At 62.7% G+C, this 21,652-nt stretch carries 21 protein-coding genes; 9 read left to right on the plus strand and 12 right to left on the minus strand.

The features are described 5' to 3' along the window. Nucleotides 1-16 precede the first annotated feature (16 nt). Together FBY03_RS18605 and ggpS are read left to right on the plus strand one after the other, a co-directional pair. Nucleotides 17-1,282: an MFS transporter gene (locus FBY03_RS18605; protein WP_147173843.1), complete on the plus strand. Its 1,266-nt coding sequence runs from the start codon at nucleotides 17-19 to the stop codon at nucleotides 1,280-1,282. A 125-nt stretch (nucleotides 1,283-1,407) separates the two neighbouring features. Continuing rightward, nucleotides 1,408-3,666 carry a glucosylglycerol-phosphate synthase gene (gene ggpS, locus FBY03_RS18610; RefSeq protein ID WP_147173844.1) on the plus strand — a complete coding sequence of 753 codons (2,259 nt, stop codon included), beginning with the start codon at nucleotides 1,408-1,410 and terminating at the stop codon, nucleotides 3,664-3,666. A 193-nt stretch (nucleotides 3,667-3,859) separates the two neighbouring features. Here the strand turns inward: ggpS and FBY03_RS18615 are convergent, their stop codons facing one another. The 4 genes from FBY03_RS18615 to FBY03_RS18630 form a co-directional block, all read right to left on the minus strand. Then, nucleotides 3,860-4,273 carry a VOC family protein gene (locus tag FBY03_RS18615; RefSeq protein WP_147173845.1) on the minus strand — a complete coding sequence of 138 codons (414 nt, stop codon included), beginning with the start codon at nucleotides 4,271-4,273 and terminating at the stop codon, nucleotides 3,860-3,862. 26 nt (nucleotides 4,274-4,299) lie between these two features. Further along, entirely contained in the window at nucleotides 4,300-4,725 is a 426-nt protein-coding gene (locus tag FBY03_RS18620) for a YciI family protein (protein ID WP_147173846.1), read from the minus strand. A gap of 391 nt (nucleotides 4,726-5,116) precedes the next feature. Next, on the minus strand, nucleotides 5,117-5,569 hold the full coding sequence (locus tag FBY03_RS18625) for a DUF302 domain-containing protein (RefSeq protein WP_147173847.1): 453 nt from the start codon (nucleotides 5,567-5,569) through the stop codon (nucleotides 5,117-5,119). A gap of 60 nt (nucleotides 5,570-5,629) precedes the next feature. Next, on the minus strand, nucleotides 5,630-6,037 hold the full coding sequence (locus FBY03_RS18630) for a GFA family protein (RefSeq protein WP_147173848.1): 408 nt from the start codon (nucleotides 6,035-6,037) through the stop codon (nucleotides 5,630-5,632). A 311-nt stretch (nucleotides 6,038-6,348) separates the two neighbouring features. Between FBY03_RS18630 and FBY03_RS18635 the strand changes: the two genes are divergently transcribed. The 3 genes from FBY03_RS18635 to FBY03_RS18645 all read left to right on the plus strand — a co-directional run bounded on the left by FBY03_RS18635 (nucleotide 6,349) and on the right by FBY03_RS18645 (nucleotide 9,448). Then, nucleotides 6,349-6,750 carry a hypothetical protein gene (locus tag FBY03_RS18635; RefSeq protein WP_147173865.1) on the plus strand — a complete coding sequence of 134 codons (402 nt, stop codon included), beginning with the start codon at nucleotides 6,349-6,351 and terminating at the stop codon, nucleotides 6,748-6,750. Nucleotides 6,751-7,091: 341 nt separating this feature from the next. Next, the gene (gene rsxC, locus FBY03_RS18640; RefSeq protein ID WP_147173849.1) at nucleotides 7,092-8,492 is read left to right on the plus strand and encodes an electron transport complex subunit RsxC; all 1,401 of its coding nucleotides are present in this window, start codon (nucleotides 7,092-7,094) and stop codon (nucleotides 8,490-8,492) included. Next, nucleotides 8,489-9,448, plus strand: coding sequence for an RnfABCDGE type electron transport complex subunit D (locus FBY03_RS18645; protein ID WP_147173850.1), 960 nt, complete (start codon nucleotides 8,489-8,491; stop codon nucleotides 9,446-9,448). The genes rsxC and FBY03_RS18645 overlap by 4 nt, the downstream gene beginning before the upstream one ends. A gap of 559 nt (nucleotides 9,449-10,007) precedes the next feature. Here FBY03_RS18645 and FBY03_RS18650 read toward each other — a convergent pair. Continuing rightward, nucleotides 10,008-10,661, minus strand: coding sequence for a hypothetical protein (locus FBY03_RS18650; RefSeq protein WP_147173851.1), 654 nt, complete (start codon nucleotides 10,659-10,661; stop codon nucleotides 10,008-10,010). A 307-nt stretch (nucleotides 10,662-10,968) separates the two neighbouring features. Here FBY03_RS18650 and FBY03_RS18655 point away from each other — a divergent pair, with 307 nt between their 5' ends. Beyond that, on the plus strand, nucleotides 10,969-11,718 hold the full coding sequence (locus FBY03_RS18655; RefSeq protein ID WP_147173852.1) for a TIGR01458 family HAD-type hydrolase: 750 nt from the start codon (nucleotides 10,969-10,971) through the stop codon (nucleotides 11,716-11,718). A gap of 107 nt (nucleotides 11,719-11,825) precedes the next feature. On the opposite strand, the gene FBY03_RS18660 is transcribed toward FBY03_RS18655, so the two are convergent. Then, nucleotides 11,826-13,022: an MFS transporter gene (locus FBY03_RS18660; RefSeq protein WP_147173853.1), complete on the minus strand. Its 1,197-nt coding sequence runs from the start codon at nucleotides 13,020-13,022 to the stop codon at nucleotides 11,826-11,828. 175 nt (nucleotides 13,023-13,197) lie between these two features. Then, nucleotides 13,198-13,731: an ATP-dependent zinc protease gene (locus FBY03_RS18665; protein ID WP_156088620.1), complete on the minus strand. Its 534-nt coding sequence runs from the start codon at nucleotides 13,729-13,731 to the stop codon at nucleotides 13,198-13,200. A gap of 639 nt (nucleotides 13,732-14,370) precedes the next feature. Here FBY03_RS18665 and FBY03_RS18675 point away from each other — a divergent pair. Continuing rightward, entirely contained in the window at nucleotides 14,371-14,967 is a 597-nt protein-coding gene (locus tag FBY03_RS18675) for a phosphatase PAP2 family protein (RefSeq protein WP_147173854.1), read from the plus strand. A gap of 40 nt (nucleotides 14,968-15,007) precedes the next feature. Then, on the plus strand, nucleotides 15,008-15,562 hold the full coding sequence (locus FBY03_RS18680; protein WP_147173855.1) for a DedA family protein: 555 nt from the start codon (nucleotides 15,008-15,010) through the stop codon (nucleotides 15,560-15,562). A gap of 48 nt (nucleotides 15,563-15,610) precedes the next feature. Here the strand turns inward: FBY03_RS18680 and FBY03_RS18685 are convergent, their stop codons facing one another. From FBY03_RS18685 to zwf, 4 genes are all read right to left on the minus strand, one after another. Next, nucleotides 15,611-16,474, minus strand: a complete 864-nt coding sequence (locus FBY03_RS18685; RefSeq protein ID WP_147173856.1) for an aldo/keto reductase family oxidoreductase — start codon at nucleotides 16,472-16,474, stop codon at nucleotides 15,611-15,613. Between the two features lie 106 nt (nucleotides 16,475-16,580). After that, nucleotides 16,581-17,252 (minus strand): bifunctional 4-hydroxy-2-oxoglutarate aldolase/2-dehydro-3-deoxy-phosphogluconate aldolase, encoded by a 672-nt coding sequence (locus FBY03_RS18690; RefSeq protein WP_147173857.1) that lies wholly within the window; start codon nucleotides 17,250-17,252, stop codon nucleotides 16,581-16,583. Between the two features lie 19 nt (nucleotides 17,253-17,271). Beyond that, nucleotides 17,272-17,985 carry a 6-phosphogluconolactonase gene (gene pgl / locus FBY03_RS18695; protein WP_147173858.1) on the minus strand — a complete coding sequence of 238 codons (714 nt, stop codon included), beginning with the start codon at nucleotides 17,983-17,985 and terminating at the stop codon, nucleotides 17,272-17,274. Next, nucleotides 17,972-19,441 (minus strand): glucose-6-phosphate dehydrogenase, encoded by a 1,470-nt coding sequence (zwf, locus tag FBY03_RS18700; RefSeq protein ID WP_147173859.1) that lies wholly within the window; start codon nucleotides 19,439-19,441, stop codon nucleotides 17,972-17,974. The genes pgl and zwf overlap by 14 nt, the downstream gene beginning before the upstream one ends. A 322-nt stretch (nucleotides 19,442-19,763) precedes the next feature. Between zwf and FBY03_RS18705 the strand changes: the two genes are divergently transcribed. Next, nucleotides 19,764-20,624: a MurR/RpiR family transcriptional regulator gene (locus FBY03_RS18705; protein WP_178090703.1), complete on the plus strand. Its 861-nt coding sequence runs from the start codon at nucleotides 19,764-19,766 to the stop codon at nucleotides 20,622-20,624. A gap of 259 nt (nucleotides 20,625-20,883) precedes the next feature. Here FBY03_RS18705 and gpmI read toward each other — a convergent pair. Beyond that, nucleotides 20,884-21,652: 2,3-bisphosphoglycerate-independent phosphoglycerate mutase (gene gpmI, locus FBY03_RS18710; RefSeq protein WP_147173861.1), on the minus strand; the 769-nt coding region annotated here is incomplete at its 5' end.

Genomic DNA, 21,652 nt, shown 5'->3' on the forward strand with positions numbered 1-21,652 from the left:
CCTAGGGTAGTTCGCCATGTGGTCTTATATTGTCCCGATCAGCTCACTGCTGAGCGGGGTTGCGCTACTCCTGCTCGGCAATGGCCTTCTCAATACCTTACTGACTCTGCGTGGCGTAGCCGAAGGCTATTCCACCGGGATGCTCGGACTGATTATGTCCGGGTACTTCGTCGGATTTCTTCTCGGCACCTGGCTGGCGATTCCGCTGGTGCGTCGCGTTGGGCACATCCGTGCGTTCGCCTTTTGTGCCGCGCTGGCTGCCATCACCGCGCTGCTCCACGTGCTGATCGTCGACCCCTGGGTATGGCTGGGTCTGCGCGTGCTCTATGGCCTGGCACTGGTTAGCCTGTATATGGTGATCGAGAGCTGGCTCAATGCACAGGCGCCTAACGACAAGCGCGGCCAGATTTTCGCCGTCTACATGGCGGTCAACCTCGGCGCCCTGGCGGCCGCACAGCAGTTGCTTGGTTTGGCTCAACCGACGGATTTTATCCTATTCGTCCTGGCGGCCATGCTGATCAGCGCTGCGCTGATGCCCATTACCTTGACCCGACAAGCTCAGCCCAGCTTACCGGAGTCGCTGCACACCAATCTGCGCCAGCTGGTCAACGTGGCGCCCCTGGCACTGGTCGCCGCAGGCCTGTCCGGCCTGGCCCTCGGCGCGTTCTGGGGCATGGCGCCGGTGTATGCCAGCCTGCTGGGGTTCGAGGCGCCGGGCGTCGGTCTGCTGATGAGCAGTGCGATTCTCGGCGGCGCCCTGTTGCAGTGGCCAATCGGCCATTACTCCGACAGCCATGATCGGCGCCTGGTGCTGCTCTGGGTGGTGATACTGGCGGTACTGGTCTCGGTGCTAATGAGCCTGCTGCCAGCGGGTAACCTGCTACTCGGGCTGATCTTCGTCTGGGGTGGCCTGGCCTTCGCCATCTACCCGATTGCCGTCGCACAGCTGATCGACCAGTTGCACAGCGATGAAATTCTCGCCGGTTCCAGCGGTTTGTTGATGGTCAACGGCATCGGTTCGGTGTGTGGCCCGATGGTTGCTGGGATATTGATGCAACAGCTCGGTGCGCAAACGCTGCCGCTGTATTTCGCCGCCGTTCTGGGGCTGCTGGCAGCCTATACTTTCTACCGCTTGCGCCACGTCAGCGACCTGGTCAGCGAGCCTCACGGGCACTTCATGCCAATGCTGCGCACCAGCCATACCGTGCTGGAATTGATGCCCGATGCGCCGCCCCTCGAACACGGCGACAGCCACGAGGAAGCGCCAGCCCCTTCACTGTAGGTGCAGCAGTACGTGCATCTACAGGAGCACAGCGGCGGCCTCCTCGCAGGGAGCTCGCCCACTACTTAGCACGTCGGCCCAGGTCGGCGCGTCCACTTAGCCACTCTTGGACAGGGAGACAGCGCATGCTACTTGCTACCGATCTCGATGGAACCTTTCTCACCGGCGATTCCAAGGATCGCCTCAGCCTCTATCAGGCCATCACCTCGCACCCGGACATCCAGTTGGCCTACGTCACCGGGCGCAGCCTGGAAACGGTTCTGCCGCTGTTGGACGACCCGACTCTGCCGCAGCCGGATTACATCATCGCCGACGTCGGCGCCAGCCTCTATCACGGCGACACCCTGCAACCGATCCAGCCGCTGCAGAACGACATAGATGCGCGCTGGCCGGGCGAATCCCTGGTGGCCTCGGCCCTGATCGATTACCCCGACATGCAGCGCCAGGACGTGCCGCAGGCACGCCGCTGCTCCTACTTCTGCAGCCCCGAGCGCAGCGTCGATCCGGCCCTCAAGGCCATCGCCGAGCAGTTCGACTGCGACCTGCTGTACTCCGCCGAACGCTACCTGGACTTTCTGCCGCGCGGGGTCAACAAAGGCAGCAGCCTGCTGGCGCTGGTCGACTTGCTCGGCCTCGAGCGCGACCAAGTGCTGGTCGCCGGCGACACCCTGAATGACCTGAGCATGCTTACCAGCGGCCTGATGGGTGTCTGCGTGGGTAACTCCGAGGCGGAGCTGCTGGAGCAGACCCGCCAGTGCCCGCAGGTGCTGCACGCCAGCCGCTCTGGCTGCGGCGGTATCCTCCAGGCCATTGCCCACTTCGGCTTCCTCGGTGAACGCGGCATCGCCGCCGAGACGCGCCAGGCCGCGCAACCGGGCAACGCCGATCTGGTCATGGTCTACCACCGCCTGCCCTATGAAGAGCACCGCGTCGACGGCAAATTGCAACGCCGCCGGCCGACTTCGCCGAACGGCATCATCCCCACCCTGCTGAGCTTCTTCGGCGATGGCCGCAAGGGTTCCTGGGTCGCCTGGGCCGTGCATGAAGACGCCGACGAGCCCTTCGACACCCACACCACCGTGGATGCCGAGCGCTACCCGCTGCTCACCGCGGCGCGCGTGGCGTTGACCAAGGAAGAGGTCGATATCTTCTACAAGCGTTTCTCCAAGGAAGCCTTCTGGCCGACGCTGCACACCTTCTGGGAGCGCGCACAATTCCGCGAAGAAGATTGGCAGGTGTTCCTCAAGGTCAACCGCGCCTTCGCCGAGCGCACCGCCCTGGAAGCCGCAGAAGGCGCGACCGTGTGGTTGCATGACTACAACCTGTGGATGGTCCCCGGTTACCTGCGCGAACTGCGCCCGGATGTGCGCATCGCCTTCTTCCACCACACCTACTTCCCCTCGGCAGACGTGTTCAACGTGCTGCCGTGGCGCCGGCAGATCATCGGCAGCCTGCTGCAGTGCGACTACATCGGCTTCCACATCCCGCGTCAGGTGGAAAACTTCGTCGACGCCGCCCGTGGCGTCACCCCGCTGCAAACCGTAAGCCGGCAGAACTGCGCGCCGCGCTTTATCACCTATGGCTGCGCGGTGGGCCTGGAGCGCATGACCACGGCGGTCGACACCGGCAGCCGGGTGGTCAAGCTCGGCGCTCATCCGGTGGGTCTGGATATCGACCGGGTGCGCAACGCCCTGGCCGCCCCGAAGATCCGCGAGATGATGACCCGCCTGCGCGAAGACCTGGCCGGGGTCAAGCTGATCCTCTCGGTCGAACGCCTCGACTACACCAAAGGCATTCTGGAAAAGCTCAACGCTTACGAACGACTGCTGGCGGAAAACCCGGAACTGCTCGGCAAGGTCACCCTGGTCACCGTCTGCGTGCCGGCAGCCAAGGAAATGACCATCTATGACGAGCTGCAGGCGCAGATCGAACAGGCAGTCGGACGTATCAACGGACGCTTCGCGCGGATCGGCTGGACGCCGCTGCAATTCTTCTTCCGCAGCTTGCCGTTCGAGGAAGTCAGCGCCTGGTACGCCATGGCCGACGTGATGTGGATCACCCCACTGCGTGACGGGCTCAATCTGGTGGCCAAGGAATTCGTCGCCGCCCAGGGTTTGCTGGGTGGCCGTGGCGTCTTGGTGCTCTCCGAGTTTGCCGGCGCCGCCGCCGAACTCAAAGGCGCCCTGCTGACCAACCCCCACGACCCGATGGACATGGTGCAAACCTGCTACATGGCCTTGAACCTGCCCAAGGTCGAAGCCGAAGCCCGCTTGCGTGAGCTGTTCGACATCGTCAGCTACAACGACATCCGCCGCTGGGGCGATGAGTTCCTCGCCGGTGTGGCAGAGCCAGAGGTGGAAGAGCCGCTGATCCTGGCGTCCTGAACCAAGCCGCACGGCCTGGCCCCAAGTCTGCTTCGCTTGAGGCCAGTCGCCCGCCTTGACGCACCTGGCTTAAGCGCGCCAGGCATTCCTTCCGCTAGCGATTTTGCCCGGAGCCTGCACAAGCAGGCTGTGGCAAGCAGCCCCGTTCAGCCTTTGACTGGCTCCCGGGGTAGCCGCCTCAGGTAGCCCTGGCTCACTGATCGGTTTCGCAGTTGATCATCCAGGGCACGCCGAAGCGATCGACCAGCATGCCGAAGCGCACGGCCCAGAAGGTTTGCTGCAGTGGCATCTCAACCCTGCCCTGCTCGGCCAGGGCGCTGAAGATGCGCTCGGCCTCTGCAATGCTGTCGACGTTGAGTGAGACGGTGCAACCCTTGATGCCCTCATAGGGGCGTTCCGGGTGGTTGTCGGAGGCCATCAGCACCTGATCGCCGACCACCAGGCGGGCATGCATGATTCTGTCGCGTAAGCCCGCAGGCACATCGCCAGCGGCGGGGGTGTCGCCGAAGGTGAACATCGCCTCGAGGGTGCCGCCCAAGCATTGCGCGTAGAACGTGAAAGCGGCCTCGCATTGGCCGTCGAACGTCAGATAGGCATTGATTTTCATATTGGACTCCCTTGGCTATCAGTGCTTCAGGCCTTGCTGCTGAGTTGTGCGCGAATGGACTCTTCCTGCTCGCGCAACTCGGGGGTGAACTCGGCGCCGAAGTCTTCGGCCTCGAATACCTGGCGTATCTCGATCTCGGATTCGCCCGGCATAGGGTTTGGACAACGTTTCACCCATTCGATTGCCTCTTGCAGTGACTTCACCTGGAATATCCAGAAACCGGCGATCAGCTCCTTGGTTTCACTAAAGGGGCCGTCAGTCACCGTGCGCTGGCTGCCAGAGAACCTCACCCGCGCGCCCTTGGCGCTCGGCTGCAAACCCTCGCCGGCGAGCAGTACGCCGGCCTGCACCAGTTCCTCGTTGTACCGCCCCATCGCCGTGAGCAACTCCTCACTGGGCATCACGCCTGCTTCAGATTCCTGGCTGGCCTTGATCATCACCATAAATCGCATCGTCTTACCTCCTCGTAATGGATAGCGAGCCAGGGCCACTGTCCCCTGACTCTGCTTACTAGTCGAACCGACAACAGCAAAATAGACAGGACGTGGAATTTTTCTAGTTTTTTTGCGGCCGACAAAGCCATCTTCTGCGCGAGCGCTCACCCGCCGAATGCCGAGGAACAGTAAGCTTGTTTCCCGCGGCGCACGGCAGTTCGGGCCGCCAAGGCCCGCTGCGGCAGAAGAACGCGCGCTGGATTGGTAATCGAATAGCGAGCGATAGCCAGCGTCGTCGCCGACCCGAGCGCAGCGCTGCAAGCGACTGCGCTCCCACCAGGCAGCTCTGCAGCGACCAGAATGACGGCAGGAATACCGCCTGCCACTCGCTCACGCCCGAACCAAACTGCTAGCGTGCGACCGCGGCCTTGGCGATGCTGGCCAGCGCCTTTTGCAGGTTCTCGATGGCCGGACACTGGCCGACGCCATGTCGCTGAGCCAAATAGGCCGGATCGTTGTAACCCAGCCAGACCTGACCGGTGTCATCTTCCCAGACCAGCGCCTTGAGCGGCAGATCGATGCCCATGGACTGCGCGCACTGCATCAGCGGCGTGCCACCCTGGGGGTTACCGAAGATCAGCACTTCGGTAGGTCGCAGGGTCTTGCCGATCTTGGCGGCACCGGCAGCATGATCGATGCGTGCAAATACCTTGAGGCCGCGCTGCTTCACGACATTCTCAAGGCGGCTCATGGTGCCGTCAGCGCTGTGCGGACTATTGACCACAATCAAACCATCGGCGGCCACAACGATCGAGGCGAACGTGAAAAACGTCAGGGCGACGAGCGAGCGTATTAGCTTCATGGAGAACTCCTTGCAGAACCGAGCGTTTGGGGGAGGCGCCATAAACGCCCAGGTAGAGGTTCAGGTTGGAAAGCCATCGAAATGCTCGGCACTGACCCCGGGCTCAAGCCACGCCGCTCTTTCCGCCCAGAAAATGTTGGCTTGTGGAGCGATATTCGGTTCATCGTTCAGCGAGCCGGCCGGCACAATCAAGGCTTTGCCGCTCTTGCTGAGAAAGGGCAAACCCGAACCACACTCGGTACAAAACACGGTCGTGAACCCCCTACCCGGATAGTCGAATCGCTTCATGCTCGCCTGGCCCGACAGCCATTCGATATTCTGCGGCGCGGTGAACAGGTTTGCGGCATTCGAGCTGCCGGTGATTTTGCGACACTGACTGCAATGACACAGATAAAACTTCGCAAACTCGTTGTTCAGCGAGAACCTGACTGCCCCGCACAAACACCCACCCTCGATTACTGCCTGCATCCCTCACCCCCTCTGAACTGATGACCCTCGGCAACACCTGAAAGGCTGTCGATAATCGCACCGTAGCAGGCTAGCATTTCTGCTCGGTTTGGGTGGTCAGCGCGAAGGGCACGGCTCCAGCCTATGACTGAAACCGAAAAAGGTATTACACGCGGGCCGGCATAATTGGAATATCCATAGTGCTTCCGGCCCAGGCCTCAACCCGCCCAATGGCGACCGTCACTCAATCCGCGCCGCAGGACAGCCTGGAGATGCTCGCCTCTAGCAACCCGCTGGGCAACACCAACCTCGGCCCGCTATCATCGGAGCCTATGACGCCCTCTTCCCCGATCCGCCAGCCCTGCCCGCCCGGTGCCTGCACCTGCGAGCGTGAGCGCCTGCTGGACACACCCGGAGCCGATCAGCGCATCCTGCGTCTGACCCGCCAGGAGGAAACGCGCCTGCTCGAGCGCCTGGAAAATATTCAGAGCCTGACCGACCTCGAGCACATGCAGCGTCGGATATATGAACAGTTAGGCATCCGCCTGGAAATCGCCCCAAGCCACAACGAAGTGCGCAGCATGCGCGGCATCGCTATCCACATCGACGCACTGCCCGGACTCTGCCGCAAAACCCGCCAGTCGATCCCGACGGCGATTCGCCGCGGCTTGGAGAAGCACCCAGAAATTGCCTACCGCCTGCTGGATGCCCACGACCTGTTTCGCGATGCCTGAGGTCCCTCTGCAAGGTCGACACAGACAGGACTCGGGGCCGCCGGAAGTGGGCGTTCAAGCCATGGATAATTAATCCCTCCCCCTCTTCCTTTTCCTCTTTCAACCATCGCCCACAGCGCCTCTAAGTACTGCTGTCGATCGTCACAATTGAGCAGCACTTGACCGACCGCTTGTCGGCAGAATTGATCAAAAAACGAACAATTCGCTCATTTGGCGTTCTGACCCTCCTAGTGAGTGTTCGAGTGTCCCGCCTCGTTTCCCCTCAACCCCCCCGGAGCAAAACTCTCTTATGTGCATAGCCGCACGGGGGTGTTCTATGTCCAAAAATTGGAGGACGGAAAATGTCCAGTCATTCGTTGCAGAGCGTTGAGCGCATGCCGCCCCACCTCCTCGCCCAGCGCCAGTCGCCTGCGAAACCCTTCTGGCGCAGGCTGATCTCCATCGCCGCACCGGCACCACACAGCTGGCGCGGAGGGATCAAGCTCAAGGGCTACAAGCAGTTATCCAACAGCACGCCGATTGCTCCGCTGCCGGCCGGACACATGCTGCTAGCGATCCCCCTCGAGCGGGGTCGCCGATGCGCCCAGCCCTGCGTGCAGCCGGGGCAATACGTGCGCAAGGGCGAGGTGATCGGCATGGGCGATGGCAACACCCCCTGGGTACATGCCAGCACCTCTGGCACTGTGCAACAGATCGGCCCCGCCTTCGCGGCCGACTCCGCCGAGCCGGTTTTGGCGGTTACCCTGCGCGCCGATGGTCTGGATCAGTGGGTCGAGCGTCCTGCCCTGATGCCACCGCAAACGCCCGAGGCCCTCGTCGAACGGGCCTTGCAGATGGGCATCGTTGGCTTGGGTGGGGCGGGCTTCCCCACGGGCCTCAAGCTGGCCGGTGCCCAGCAGCCCGATCTGTTACTGATCAACGGTGCCGAATGTGAACCCTTCCTGACCTGCGACGACCGCCTCATGCGCGAGCGCGCCGAGGCGCTGATCGAGACCGCCGACTACCTGGCCACCCTGCTGGGCATTTCGCAGACCCGCTTCGGCGTCGAAACCAACAAGCCCGAGGCAATGGCGGCGTTGCGCGATGCAGCCAGCCAGGCACGCACCCAGGTCAAGATTTACCCGCTGCCGACGCGCTACCCGGCCGGCGGCCAACCGCTGATGATCAAGAGCCTGAGCGGCCGCAACCTGGCGCCAGGTGCCCGGCCCGCCGAGATCGGTGTGCTGGCGCTGAATGTCGCGACCCTTTACGCCCTGGGCCGCGCCGTGTTCCACGCCGAGCCACTGATATCGCGCGTGCTGACCCTGACCGGGGGCTGTGAGCAGCCCGGCAACGTCGAGGTGCCGATTGGTTATCCGGTCATCGCACTGCGCGCGGTTGCCGGTGCCTTTCCCGAAGGCCAGCTGACCCAGGTCGGCGGCCCGATGATGGGACAGCCCCTGTCGGACCCCACCGCCGTCATCAGCAAGACCAGTAGCTGCCTGATTTTCGGCGCCGAGCGCTACCTGCCGGCAGCTGAGCCCGCGGCCAGCTGCATCCGTTGTAATCGCTGCGTAGACGTCTGCCCGATGTCGCTAAGACCGCTGGACCTCTACTCCGCAGCCCAAAGCCAGGACCAGGCCAGCCTGCAGGACCTGCGGCTGGACGCCTGCATCGAATGCGGCAGCTGCACCAGCACCTGTCCCAGCAATCTGCCGCTGCGCGATAGCTTTCGCCAGAGCAAGATGGAGATGCGCCGATGAGCCTGGTCCAGCGTCCAACCCCGCACCGTCTGAGAACGCTGATGCTGCTGGTCAGCCTGTGCCTGCTGCCGGGCACCGCCCTGTATGCCTGGCAATTCGGCATCGTGGTCTGGCTGCAGGCCTTCTGGTGCGTGCTCCTGGCCCTGGGCTTCGAAGCCGGTCTGCTGCACCTGCGCGGACGCAATGTACGTGAGGGGCTGAGCGACCTGAGTTGGCTGGTGCTAGGCCTGATTCTGGCTCGGGCACTGCCGCTGATGGTCCCGCTGTGGATGATCGCGCTGGCCAGCTTTGCCGCCATCGTCCTGTGTAAACACGGCAGTGGCGGCCTTGGCCGCAACCGTCTCAACCCCGCCATGGTTGGCCTGGGGATCATCGCCATCTGCTTCTACCAACAGTTGTACCCGGCGCCAGCGAACCAGGCCCCCTGGACCCTCGCCTTGGATGCTAAAGAGGTTCTGCTGCAGCAGTTGCAACTGGCGCCGCGCCTCAGCCTCGATGCCTTCGCCGGCGCCACCCAGCTGGCCCTGGGGCAGTTCACCCCGACCACTCCCAATCTGTCGGGGTTCGGCTATATAGCCGGTGGTTTAATACTGGTTGTCTTGCGGGTGATCCGCATCGAGATTCCCCTGGCGATGCTCGGCAGCACGGCATTGCTGTGCCTGGCAGCCGGCCACACCCTACAGGAAAGCCTGTACAGCCTCAGCCTCGGCGGCCTTCTGTTCACCGCCTTCTTCATCGCTACCGATCCGGTCACCAGTCCCGATACCCGTGCCGGCCGCATTCTGTTTGGCGCTGCCATTGGCGTGCTGACCGAACTGATCCGCGAATTCGGGCTGTACGCCGACGGTCTCTGCTTCGCCGTACTGGCCGCCAACCTGCTGGTGCCGCAGATCGATCGCCTGGTGCAGAGCATGCAACGCCCCTGGTATGACCAACGCGCGGTACTGGCAGGATAAAAAAGGACATTATTGAATAGCTGAATCTCGCAGTGTCTGCCGGATCAAAGGAGTTGGAGTGATTCGAAACAAATCACTCCGATCCCTTTAGTTCCTTACCCCTTTAGTTCCTCAGACAGATAATGTCCTAGGGTCTGTTGCCGTTTCATTCGCGGCCGCGCCGTAGCTTGTTTTTGCTCGAGGCAAGGCACGAGGAGCGCGGTTTGGTTGCTCCAAATGAGCGACGAGAAACGCCGCATCGCGCAAAAACAGGCCCGGCCCTTCGGGTTGCGCGGGAAATGGCCCCCGCTGTTGTTGCAGGACTTGGCAAGGGAATGACCATTACCTGCGTCCTGCGCCTAATCGGGGGCCATTTCTCGCGGCAACGCGGCTCGCAATGAAACGACAACAGACCCTAGCAGGGCACCTATGAGGCCTGTGACTACTGAAAGAAGCACTGCTAGCGTGGATGTCATTTGAATACCGCTAGCGTTTGACATGAGCGGCACACAACGGCGGCATCAGCCTTGACGGAGCGGGAGATTGTGCGCCGCCGTTGTGCGTCCGATCGATGGAAGGGTTAGGCATCCGGCTGGCGATCAAGACGAATGGTTCCGACTTCACCGTGCTCGGTGAAATAGCTGAGCTTTAGATTCGTCGCCAGGTTGCAGTGCAGCGCAGGCAGATCCACGAACGCCGCCCCATTGTGCGTCACCAATTGGTTGTCTGGATCGTGAATTGCGTGCGCGATGTACTGATACTCCAAGCGCAAGACGCCGCCATTGACGACCAGTGCTGCGGAAGAGCTTTGCGACGTTATTCGATCAGTGCGCAAAGTGATGCTCATCGTCCGCCAGCTTTGGTCGACAACAAGCGTTCCGGCGTCTTCCGCCCTGACTGTGCCCGTGGCCTTCTTGACGGTGGCAGTCCACGTGCCATAAATCCTCGGGGTTACTATGCCAAGCAGAAAGCGCGACCAGCCCCAGCGCCATAAGTGCGAAGACGTCCAGTCTGCTAGCCAGATATAGACCAACGCTGTTGATACCGGCACGACAAATAGCCCGGCCAAAGGCGAGAACTCAACAGGAAGCGTAGCGATTACCTCAATGGCCCGCTTGCCTAGAAGCGCTACGGCCGTTCCGAGAAGCGATGCTGCAAGCCCAAGTCTCCAGTACACGGTAACGGATTCGCTCGGCTTATTGAGGTTTGTCACGGTATATCGGTGGTTGGACATGGACGACTAGCCCTCGGTTTGAAGCGGATGCCCAACTATATTAGTAACCCGCAGCGGCTCGGCAATCTTCTTAATACGACTGCTGCGCGATAACCTTCCTTCGGACTGGTAGGCGCAAGCATGGTTATCTCTGCCGGTGGCATAGGCGTCCGCTTCGGCTCGGAAACAGGTGGTCAGTCGCGCAGGACGCTATCGGCTATCCGCTTCACTGACCCGCTACGCTTTCGCGCCGAATCGGTCAGTCTGTGCTATGGCTGTTGGAGGCGCAGACGCGCCGCACAGTGAGCACAGAGTGGAGGATCAGGCCATGCCGCAGGCGGTGCTACTGGATATCAGTGGTGTGTTGTATCAGGACGCCCTGCCTTTGCCGGGCTCGGTTACAGCGGTCCAGGTGCTGCAGAGCAAAGGCTATCCCCTGCGTCTGGTGACCAACACCTCGCGCCTGACCGCCGCCGAGATTCACCGGCAACTCACCGGCATGGGCTATGCCATCGCACCCGAGCAGATCTACAGCGCGCCGAAAGCCATGCGCCGCTACGTACAGGCCCGGGGTTTGCGTCCCTACTGGTTGATCCACCGGAATCTGCAAGAGGAGTTCGCCGACCTGCTCGAGCAAACCGAGCCCAACGCGGTGGTGCTTGGCGATGCCGAGGAGCGTTTCGATTACGCCCACCTGGAACGCGCCTTTCACTTGCTGCTGGCTGGCGCCCCTCTGCTGGCCATGGGCGACAACCGCTACTTCCACAGCCGCGGCGCCCTGCGTCTGGACGCTGGCCCTTTCGTGCGGGCGCTGGAGTATGCCGCCGGGGTTCAGGCCCTGGTCCTCGGCAAGCCCTCGGCGGAGTTCTTCGCCGGCGCCCTGGAGGAACTCGGGGTGGCCGCGAGCGAGGCCTTGATGATTGGCGATGACGTCGAGAGTGATGTGCTGGGCGCCCAGCAAGCCGGGCTGCAGGGCTGCCTGGTGCAGACCGGCAAGTACCGCGCGGGCGACGAAGGCAAAGCACCGGGGGCCTTGCTGGCCAAAGACCTGGCCGAGGCGGTACAGCGTTTTTGCTGAACCCGACGCACCTGGCCCAGCAACCCGTTGCAGCTCACTAGCAGGTCGTCTGATCACTGACTGACGAGTCTGAGACTCAGAAGATTACCTGGGTAAGCGCCGGCCTCTCAGGACTCGGCCAATCGCTGGCGCATCAGCATCAGCAGCAGCGCCACTGCCGAAAACCCGGCCCCGGCATAGAAGGTCACTGCAGCACCGAACTCCTGCCAGAGCCAGCCTGCGATCACGCTGGCCAACAGCAACGCAAGCCCGCTGGCCAGGTTGAAGAGGCCGAAGGCGGTGCCCTTGAGATCGGCGGGTGTGGTGTCCGCCACCAGGGACGCCAGAATGCCCTGGCTGAAGCCCATGTGCAGGCCCCACAAGGCGACACCGAGCAGCACCATCGCGCTGGATTCGGCACGGGCCAGCACCAGGTCGGCCACAATCAACAACAGCAAACCGGCGCCCAGCAAGGTCGTGCGGCTGACACGATCCGACCATTTCCCCACCGGGTAGGCCGAGAGCATGTAGAACGCCGCCATCACCACCATGACCAGCGGCACCCAGGTGGCGGAAAAGCCTAACTGCAGCGCCCGCAGCACCAGAAACGCCTCACTGAAGCGCGCCAGGGTGAAGACCGCACCCACCCCGACCACCCACCAGTAGGCTCGGGAAAACTGCCGTAAAGAACGGGGGTGAATCGGCGAGCGAAACTGCTTGCCGGCCCCATCCTGCTTGGGCTCGCTGACGCCGAACAGCAGCAGGCCGACCGCCAGGGCGGCGGGGATCACCGCGAACCACAACACCCAGGTAATCTCCCCGGCAAACCACAGCATCAACAGGATCGCCAGGATCGGCCCGAGAAAGGCTCCCACCGTGTCCAGCGACTGGCGTAGCCCGAAGCAGGCGCCACGAATTTCCGCCGGCGCCACGTCAGCGACCAGCGCATCGCGCGGCGCCCCGCGAATCCCCTTGCCGATCCGGTCGAGGATTCGCGCGGTGAACACCATGTCGGCCGAGGCCGCCAGGGGGAACAACGGTTTGGTCAAGGCGGCCAGGCCATAGCCAAGCAGCAGCAAGCCTTTGCGCCGGCCGATGAAATCACTGATCGCCCCGGAGAACACCTTGACGATCAACGCGGTCGCCTCGGCCACGCCCTCGATCACCCCTACGGTCAGCACGCTAGCGCCCAGGGTACCCACCAGAAATACTGGCAGCAGGCTGTGCACCAGTTCCGACGACAGGTCCATGCACAAGCTGACCAAGCCCAGCGCCCAAACCGTACGCGGGATGGCGCGGGACGAGGTGGCTGCGAGCACTTGCATATCAATTGCCTCGGTATGGTTACGGCGGCTTTAGGGTATTTGCGTCTGAGTTAAAGGGTAGAACCTGTATGCGCTCAGACGGATAGAGACGCCCCTATTTTCCGCTCTGGCTCACTGGATGGCTGCTGGCGAATCAGCATGCAGCTGCCGCCGCTCAGCCAGGATGGTTTGAGCGCTATCGAGTCGCCAGATTTTTAGCGCAGTGGGGTTCGAGGGTGAAGGTCTTGGAAACATCCACCATACCCAGGTGCTCAAGGGTCCGACGACCAATCAACACCGGGTAATTCATCTTGCCGCGGTTCTTCAGGGAAAATTGCTCGCTGTAGATCTGCTTGCCGATGCAGATATTCATCAGCACCACCGGGCGCCGCTCCTGCCCGCCCGCACCGCGAACCTTCACGCTGCGCTCGACCCGCCGCTCGAACGGAGCGCTGACCACTTTGCCGGTGTTGCTGTCTTTGAGTTCGACATTGAAGCGCACCCACTTTTCCCCGTTTTTCTGAAATCGCTGCAGGTTCTTGGCATCCATGGACGAGGTCAGCGCGCCGGTATCGAGCTTGATCTTGACCGCGATGCTTTCCGGCTGGACCAAGCCCTCTTCGATCCAACCGAATACTTGCGGCGTTTTCGTGGCGGCTGCTGCAGCGAAGGTCGCGGGCATGGCGAAGATCGCCAGCAGCGAGAATGTCCAGGTGGCCAAGCGATTCATCAACTGAGTACCTCAATTCGAGTGAGCGCCGACCATAGCCGAGCCCATGTCAAAAAAGCGTTAGACCGAAATCGTCTGGCGATACCCTATCTGCCCCGCTTTCCCGGCACTGGACATTCGCTGATCCGCAGTAAACCTCGGGCCTCGAGCCGACCCGTAAACACGCTAGGGTCTGTTGCCGTTTCATTGCGGGCCGCGTTGCCGCGAGAAATGGCCCCCGATTAGGCGCAGGACGCAGGTAATGGTCATTCCCTTGCCAAGTCCTGCAACAACAGCGGGGGCCATTTCCCGCGCAACCCGAAGGGCCGGGCCTGTTTTTGCGCGATGCGGCGTCTCTCGTCGCTCATTTGGAACAACCAAACCGCGCTCCTCGTGCCTTGCCTCGCGCAAAAACAGGCTACGGCGCGGCCGCGAATGAAACGGCAACAGACCCAAGGGGGAGCACCGAACTCGGGCCGGACCAATACGCCGGTGACACGCGGACGGCCCCTTAAACACCAACGGCCGCCCGCGTTCGTCGAAGGATTCGTGGCCGAATAGGCCCGGCCTCCCCGCCTTCACCAAAATTTCAGTTGCCCGTCTGTAGCCTGTGCTCGCGAACAAAGCCCAACCGTTACCTGCCCTTGCATGGAGAGCTCGATGGAAGAACTCAACCAATCGCTGTTCCTGCTGCTCAATGCCAACGCCCCCTCGACTGCGTTGATCAGCCTGGCGACATTTCTGGCCGAGTGGCTGATCTATGCGGTGCCGCTGCTACTGGCGGGGCTATGGTTATGGGGCCGTCGTGAACAACGCACCGCTGCATTGGCTGGCGTACTGAGCATTGCCCTGGCATTGGCCTGTAACCAGCTGATCAGCACGCTCTGGCCACATCCGCGGCCCTTTATGCTTGGCTTGGGGCAGACCTTTCTGGCGCATGCAGCGGAAGCCTCTTTTCCCAGCGATCACGCGACCGTACTGTTCAGCCTGGGCTTTGCCTTGCTCGTCAGCGCACTGCGCAAGACCGCCGTCGCGCTTCTGCTGTCGGGGATAGTCGTGGGCTGGGCGCGCGTTTACCTGGGTGTGCACTTTCCCTTCGATATCCTCGGGGCACTGTTGGTGGCATACGCTGCATGCAGGGTTGCAGTGCCCCTGCAGAACAATTCGGTGCTCGGCTCACGTCTGTTGACCGCGCTCGAGTCGCTCTACCGGCTGCTGTTTGCCCTACCGATAGCCAAAGGCTGGGTGCGGGAATAAATCCGCCCGACTCTCCGCCAAATCGCGCAATGGACGATCAATGACCCTGGCTCAGCTGCTCGCCGACTATGGCTACCTCGCGGTATTCGCCGGCTCGCTGCTGGAGGGTGAGAGCACGCTGGTGCTCGCGGGCTTTGCCGGGCATCAGGGCTATCTGTCATTCCCGCTGGTGGTGCTGATCGCCTTATGCGGCGGCGTGCTGGGCGATCAGTTTTTCTTCTTTCTCGGCCGCAGGTATGGCGAGCAACTGATCAGGCGCTTCCCGCGCTGGCAACCCGGCGCTCAGCGAGTCAATCGCATGCTGCTGCAGCATCAAGCAAGCGTGATAGTCAGCGTGCGCTTCATGTATGGCCTGCGCATTGTCGGACCGCTGGCGATTGGCATGAGCGAAGTACCCGCCTGGCGTTTCATCCTGTTCAACCTGATTGGTGCGGCGCTCTGGGCGCCGCTGATCGCCGGAGCCGGCTATCTGTTCGGACAGACGCTGCAATGGCTGTTTGCTGACATCAAGCGCTATGAGGAGGCCGCACTGCTGCTGATCATCGCCACGGCGCTGTTGTTCGGCCTGCTGCGGCACCTGCGTCGTCGGCCTTGAACCCGGGCGCGTCGACAGGCCTTGCAGGGTGCCGCAAACGCCTGCCGCTCAGGGCGCCTTGATACCCCGCGCCGCTTCCGCCAGATAGAACCAGGTCGGCGCATCCAGCTGCAGCGCCGCGCCGGCCAGCGCCTCTTCGATCCGCGACCAGCGCAGGCTGCCGAGAATCGGCAGCGGCTTGCCCGGCAAGCTACGCACCCAGGCCAGGGCAACCTGGTTGGGGGTCGCCTGCACTGCCTCGCCAACCTCGGCCAACGCCTGCTGCAACGCTGGGGGAAACGCACCACCGGCTAACGGCGACCAGGCTTGCACCTGCAAACCATCGGCCTGCATGGCCTGCAACCGGCCATCCCAGGCGGCCTGCTGGGCCAGCAACGACAGCTCGATCTGATTGCAGCGCAGCGGCAGTTCGCGACATAACACCTGCCAGTGCAGCGGCTCGGCGTTGGACAGGCCGATGCCGCCCACCTTGCCGCTCTCAAGCAGCCCTTGCAGCGCGCGCACCACTTCATCGGTGTGCAGTAAGGGACTCGGCCGGTGCAGCAGAAAGCTATCCAGGCGCTCGACAGCCAAACGCGACAGCGAGGCCTCGACCGACTCGGTGAGGTACTGGGCTGCGGTGTTGTAGTGCTTGACCTGCCAGCGCGAGCGATCCTGCGCGGCTGGCACTATGTCGGCCTTGCTGATCAGTTGCAGCTGCTGGCGCAATGCCGGCTGCAAGCGCAAGGCCGCGCCGAATCGCGCCTCGCATTCGCCCAGACCATAGATATTGGCGTGGTCGAAACCGCTCAGGCCCGACTCTACGCAGCGCTCGATAAACCCCAGCAACTGTTGCGGCGTCGCCAGTTGCGGATAATCGAGCAAGCGCATCATGCCGAGCAGCACAGGCTGCTCGATGGGTTTCTGATTCATGCTAAACACCTAAGCCGCGCGCTGCGGCAGGATGATCCCCGACACCGGCCGGAATCGGGCATGGGTCAGGCGAACGCCAGCGCGTGGCGCCGCCCGACCGAGGGCATCAGGCCAGTAGTTCCAGGGCTTCGGCGCTGCACTGCTGAATCCGCGCCCAGTCGCCACTCTTGACCCACTCACTGTCGAACATCCAGGTACCGCCCACGCACATCACATTGGGCTGAGCCATGTAACGCTGCAGGTTGCCGGGATTGACGCCGCCGGTCGGGCAGAAGCGCACGCCATTGAAAGGCCCGCCGAGGGCTTTGAGCGCTGCAGTGCCGCCGCAGACTTCCGCGGGAAACAGCTTGAAGCGCCGGTAGCCCAGGGCATAGCCGAGCATGATGTCCGAGGCGCTGCTAGTGCCCGGCAGCATCGGCACGGCACTCTCCAGGCCGGCTTGCAGCAGTTCGGCCGTGGAGCCTGGGGTGACGATAAACTGCGCACCGGCCTCCTCGGCCGCCGCCAGCATCTGCCGATCCAGCACGGTACCGGCGCCCACGCACAGCTCTGGACGCTCTTCACGCAGGCGGCGAATGGCGGTCAGGCCGTGCACCGAGCGCAAGGTGATTTCCAACACCGTCAAGCCACCGGCCGCCAGGGCGTCGGCCAACGGCAGGATGTCCTCTTCGCGCATGATGGTGATCACCGGCATGATCCGGGCACGAGCACAGAGGCTGTCAATCTGGGCGATTTTATCGGCCATGCGCTGTTGCTGGCTGTTGTCGAGTGTCGTCATAGCATCGGGTCCTTCGGGCCTATGGGCACCAGTAAATCTCAAGAGGGGAACGTAACAAGGCGCGAATCGGCATCTGCGCCACTTCGCCTGCGCCCAGGGCTGCGCTGAGGGTCGCCAGCTTGCTCGGACCCTGAAGGGCCAGCAGTGGCAAACGCGCCGACGCCAACAGCGCCAGGGTCATACTCAGGCGCTGCCGCGGCTCGCTGGGCGCCAGCATCGGCAGGCAGCGCCGTGTGCCGTCGGGCCGCAGTGCCTGGGCCAGATTCGGGCTGTTGGGAAACAGCGATGCGGTATGCCCGTCATCGCCCATGCCCAGCACCAGCACATCGATGGGCGGCAGCTCGGCCAGTGCCTGGTCGGCGGCCAGCGCCGCCTCTTCCATGCTGGCGGCAGGCCGATACAGGCCAAGCAAGCACGCGGCCGCCGCCGGTCCCTGGAGCAAGTGTCGACGCACCAACGCCTCATTGCTGTCGGCATGCTCGACCCCGACGCAGCGCTCGTCCGCCAAGCTGATTACTACCTGCGACCAGGGCAGTTGCTGCTGCGCCAGGCGCTGAAAAAACGCCACCGGACTGCGCCCGCCGGATACCACCAAGGTGGCCGTACCCTGGGTAGCAATCGCCGTGCGCAGCGCCTCGGCCACCGCAGTGGCCAAGGCATCGGCCAGATGCGCCGGATCACTCAGGCTGCGCGCAACCACGCCAAGCGGCAGGTCGAGTTTAGAGATCGCCATACCAGGACCTCCCGTCACGGGTGATCAAGGCGATGGAACCCATCGGCCCCCAGGTGCCGGCGGCATAAGGCTTCGGCGAGTCGCCGAGCTTTTTCCAGCCGGCGATCAGTTGATCGCACCACTGCCAGGCGCACTCGATCTCGTCCTTGCGCACGAACAGGTTCTGATTGCCGCGCATCACTTCCAGCAACAGGCGTTCATAGGCATCGGGAATCCGTGCGCTTTTGTAGGTGTCGGAGAAGCTCAGCTGCAACGGCCCGCTGCGCAGTTGCATGCCTTTATCCAGGCCTTGTTCCTTGGTCATCACCTGCAGGGCGATGCCCTCGTCCGGCTGCAGGCGGATGATCAATTTGTTGCCGATCAACTGGCGCTGCTCGGGCGCGAAGATGTAGTGCGGCGGCGCCTTGAAGTGAATGACGATCTGCGACAGCTTCTCCGGCATGCGTTTGCCGGTGCGCAGGTAGAAGGGCACGCCGGACCAGCGCCAGTTGCAGATGTCCGCACGCAGGGCGACGAAGGTCTCGGTATCGCTCTGGTTGTTGGAGTTTTCTTCCTGCAGATAGCCCGGCACCGACTGGCCGCCACTGCTGCCAGCCACGTACTGGCCACGCACCACCTGACTGGAGAGCTGCGAGGCGGTAATCGGCGACAGCGCCTTGAGCACCTTGACCTTCTCGTCGCGGATGCTGTCGGCGGACAGGTCGCTGGGCGGATCCATGGCGATCAGGCAGAGCAGCTGCAGCAGGTGATTCTGAATCATGTCGCGCAATTGCCCGGCCTGATCGAAATAACCCCAACGGCCCTCGATACCGACCTTCTCCGCCACGGTGATCTCGACGTGGGAGATGTAATTCTGGTTCCACTGGGTTTCGAACAGACTATTGGCGAAACGCAGGGCAATCAGGTTCTGCACCGTCTCCTTGCCCAGGTAGTGGTCGATCCGGTAGATACGGGTTTCCGGGAAGAACTCGGCTACCGCATCGTTCACCGCTCGCGAGGATTCCAGGTCGTGGCCGATGGGCTTTTCCAGCACCACCCGCGTGCGCTCGGTCAGACCTACCCGCGCCAGGTTGGCGCAAATCGGCCCATAAACCGAAGCCGGCGTGGCGAAGTAGGCGATCAGCCGCTCGCTGCTGCCAACCTGCTCGACCAGCTCGGCATAGTCATCGGCCTGGGTAAAGTCCATGGTCAGGTAATGCAAGCGCGCCTGGAAACGCTGCATCACCGCCTCATCGACCTCGCTGCCCGGCACGTAGCGGCGCAGGTGCTCGTCGATGCTGGCCAGGTGCTGCTGCGCCTCGCCGGTCTCGCGTGCCAGGGCCAGAATCTGCGTATCGGCGTGCAACAAACCCGCTCGATCGAGCTGATACAGCGCCGGATAGAGTTTGCGCAGGGCCAGATCGCCCAGCGCGCCGAACAGAGCTAACGTACAAGATTCAACGGTTATCGAAGGCATGATGTGTGTTCTTTTATCAAGTTAAACTAGAAATACCCTGTCACAGGGAATTTATCAAGGCTAAATGTTGTAATAAAAACAACATTTTCACAAAATCCACATTCCAGTGGTCGCCACCTGGGGTCATCAGTACGATAGGCCGGCGGCTTCACCGCCTCACAAGAAGCTGTTTTCAAATTGACTGCACTCGGTGATGCTGCGTTAAAAATGGCTTCGGATGCTCATTTACAGCTCGTAAACTCCGCGTCCTCAGCCTTTTTGCCTTGCCTGACCGTCGTTCGCCGAATTTGAAAACACCTTCTAAGGAACAAAAATGGATCGCGTGCGCAATCTTCTGGAACAGATCCAGAGCCGCCTCGACAGCCTGAACAAGGCCGAACGCAAAGTCGCCGAGGTCATCCTGCAGAACCCGCAGCAAGCCACCCGCCTGAGTATTGCCGCCCTGGCGCAAGCCGCCCTGGTCAGCGAACCGACGGTCAACCGCTTCTGTCGCTCGTTCGGCGTCAACGGTTACCCCGAGCTGAAAATGCAGCTGGCGCAGAGCCTGGCCAGCGGCGCCGCCTATGTCAGCCGCGCGGTGGAAGCCGACGACGGCCCCGAGGCCTACACCCGCAAGATCTTCGGCAGCGCCATTACCTCACTGGACAGCGCCTGCCAGTCGCTCGACCCGCAGATCATCAGCCGCGCCGTCGACCTGCTGATCCAGGCCCGGCAGATCCATTTCTTCGGCCTCGGCGCCTCGGCGCCGGTCGCCCTGGATGCCCAGCACAAGTTCTTCCGCTTCAACTTGGCGGTGACCGCCCACGCCGACGTGCTGATGCAACGCATGCTGGCTTCGGTGGCACACACCGGCGATCTGTTCGTGATCATCTCCTACACCGGACGCACCCGCGAGCTGGTGGAAGTGGCGCGCCTGGCACGGGAAAACGGCGCCTCGGTACTCGGCCTGACCGCCGCCGGCTCGCCGCTGGCCCAGGCCAGCACCCTGAGCCTGGACATCCCACTGCCGGAAGACACCGACATCTACATGCCGATGACCTCGCGGATCATCCAACTCACCGTACTCGACGTGCTCGCCACCGGGGTGACCCTGCGCCGCGGCGTGGACTTCCAGCCACACCTGCGCAAGATCAAGGAAAGCCTCAACGCCAGCCGCTATCCGACTGACGAAGAGCCTATCTAACGCACTGCCGAGGCCTGCCGACGCCGCCAACCGACCTATTGTGATGTATCAGAAATATCCAACAGTTTCGTAGGCTGGGTTAGCGGCGCATGTCCTCGAGGCACAGGCGACACACCTCTCCGAGCGACGCGTAACCCAGCACGGCGTCGCCATTGGCGCCAACAATGCCGGGTTACGCCGCGCCAAATTAGGCTACTTGAACGGTGTGCCGTGCGCGTGCCTAACCCAGCCTACGAGGCAGCGGCAGTCTTTGACCCCATCAATCGCGCAACAGCGACCTGCCATCCATCTCCTGCGGCAGCGGCAGGTCCATCAGCTGCAGCAGGGTCGGGGCGATGTCGCACAGGCGCCCGTCCGCGAGCCTGCCCCCCCCCGCTCGGCCGCTGACCAGGATCAGCGGCACCGGATTAAGGGTATGCGCGGTGTGCGCCTGCCCCGAATCGGCATCGCGCATCTGCTCGACGTTGCCGTGGTCGGCCGTGATCAGGCACTCGCCACTGGTCGCCAGGCTCGCCTCGACCACCTGGGCCAGACACCGATCCAGCACCTCGACCGCCTGCACCGCGGCGGCGAACGAGCCGCTGTGGCCGACCATGTCGCCATTGGCGTAGTTGCACACGATCAGCTCGAAGGCCCGGCTCTGGATCGCCTCGACCAGGCAGTCGGTCAGCTCGGGTGCACTCATCTGCGGCTGCAGGTCGTAGGACGCCACATTGGGCGAGGCGATCAGAATCCGCTCCTCGCCGGCAAACGGCTGCTCGCGACCGCCATTGAAGAAGAAGGTGACGTGGGCATACTTCTCGGTCTCGGCGATGCGCAACTGGGTCTTGCCGAGGCTGGCCAGGTACTCGCCCAGGCTGTTGGCCAGCGACTCCGGCGCAAAGGCACAGGGTCCGTCCAGCTGCTCCGAATAGCGGGTCAACGTAAGCAGGTGCTGCTTGGCAATCAGCTGCGAGCGCGCGAAGGCGTCGAACCCGGGATCGACCAGGGCCTGGCACAACTCACGGGCGCGATCGGGGCGAAAGTTC

The sequence above is a fragment of the Pseudomonas sp. SJZ079 genome (genome assembly GCF_007993865.1).
GTDB lineage: Bacteria > Pseudomonadota > Gammaproteobacteria > Pseudomonadales > Pseudomonadaceae > Aquipseudomonas.

Coding starts and splice junctions, on each gene's coding strand:
- FBY03_RS18660 (WP_147173853.1), bottom strand. CDS start 13,022: ATGCAAGTGCTCGCAGCCACCTCGTCCCGCGCCATCCCGCGTACGGTT.
- FBY03_RS18680 (WP_147173855.1), top strand. CDS start 15,008: ATGACCCTGGCTCAGCTGCTCGCCGACTATGGCTACCTCGCGGTATTC.
- FBY03_RS18655 (WP_147173852.1), top strand. CDS start 10,969: ATGCCGCAGGCGGTGCTACTGGATATCAGTGGTGTGTTGTATCAGGAC.
- FBY03_RS18690 (WP_147173857.1), bottom strand. CDS start 17,252: ATGACGACACTCGACAACAGCCAGCAACAGCGCATGGCCGATAAAATC.
- FBY03_RS18685 (WP_147173856.1), bottom strand. CDS start 16,474: ATGAATCAGAAACCCATCGAGCAGCCTGTGCTGCTCGGCATGATGCGC.
- rsxC (WP_147173849.1), top strand. CDS start 7,092: ATGTCCAGTCATTCGTTGCAGAGCGTTGAGCGCATGCCGCCCCACCTC.
- pgl (WP_147173858.1), bottom strand. CDS start 17,985: ATGGCGATCTCTAAACTCGACCTGCCGCTTGGCGTGGTTGCGCGCAGC.
- FBY03_RS18665 (WP_156088620.1), bottom strand. CDS start 13,731: ATGAATCGCTTGGCCACCTGGACATTCTCGCTGCTGGCGATCTTCGCC.
- zwf (WP_147173859.1), bottom strand. CDS start 19,441: ATGCCTTCGATAACCGTTGAATCTTGTACGTTAGCTCTGTTCGGCGCG.
- ggpS (WP_147173844.1), top strand. CDS start 1,408: ATGCTACTTGCTACCGATCTCGATGGAACCTTTCTCACCGGCGATTCC.
- FBY03_RS18605 (WP_147173843.1), top strand. CDS start 17: ATGTGGTCTTATATTGTCCCGATCAGCTCACTGCTGAGCGGGGTTGCG.
- FBY03_RS18650 (WP_147173851.1), bottom strand. CDS start 10,661: ATGTCCAACCACCGATATACCGTGACAAACCTCAATAAGCCGAGCGAA.
- FBY03_RS18645 (WP_147173850.1), top strand. CDS start 8,489: ATGAGCCTGGTCCAGCGTCCAACCCCGCACCGTCTGAGAACGCTGATG.
- FBY03_RS18635 (WP_147173865.1), top strand. CDS start 6,349: ATGACGCCCTCTTCCCCGATCCGCCAGCCCTGCCCGCCCGGTGCCTGC.
- FBY03_RS18620 (WP_147173846.1), bottom strand. CDS start 4,725: ATGCGATTTATGGTGATGATCAAGGCCAGCCAGGAATCTGAAGCAGGC.
- FBY03_RS18675 (WP_147173854.1), top strand. CDS start 14,371: ATGGAAGAACTCAACCAATCGCTGTTCCTGCTGCTCAATGCCAACGCC.
- FBY03_RS18615 (WP_147173845.1), bottom strand. CDS start 4,273: ATGAAAATCAATGCCTATCTGACGTTCGACGGCCAATGCGAGGCCGCT.
- FBY03_RS18625 (WP_147173847.1), bottom strand. CDS start 5,569: ATGAAGCTAATACGCTCGCTCGTCGCCCTGACGTTTTTCACGTTCGCC.
- FBY03_RS18630 (WP_147173848.1), bottom strand. CDS start 6,037: ATGCAGGCAGTAATCGAGGGTGGGTGTTTGTGCGGGGCAGTCAGGTTC.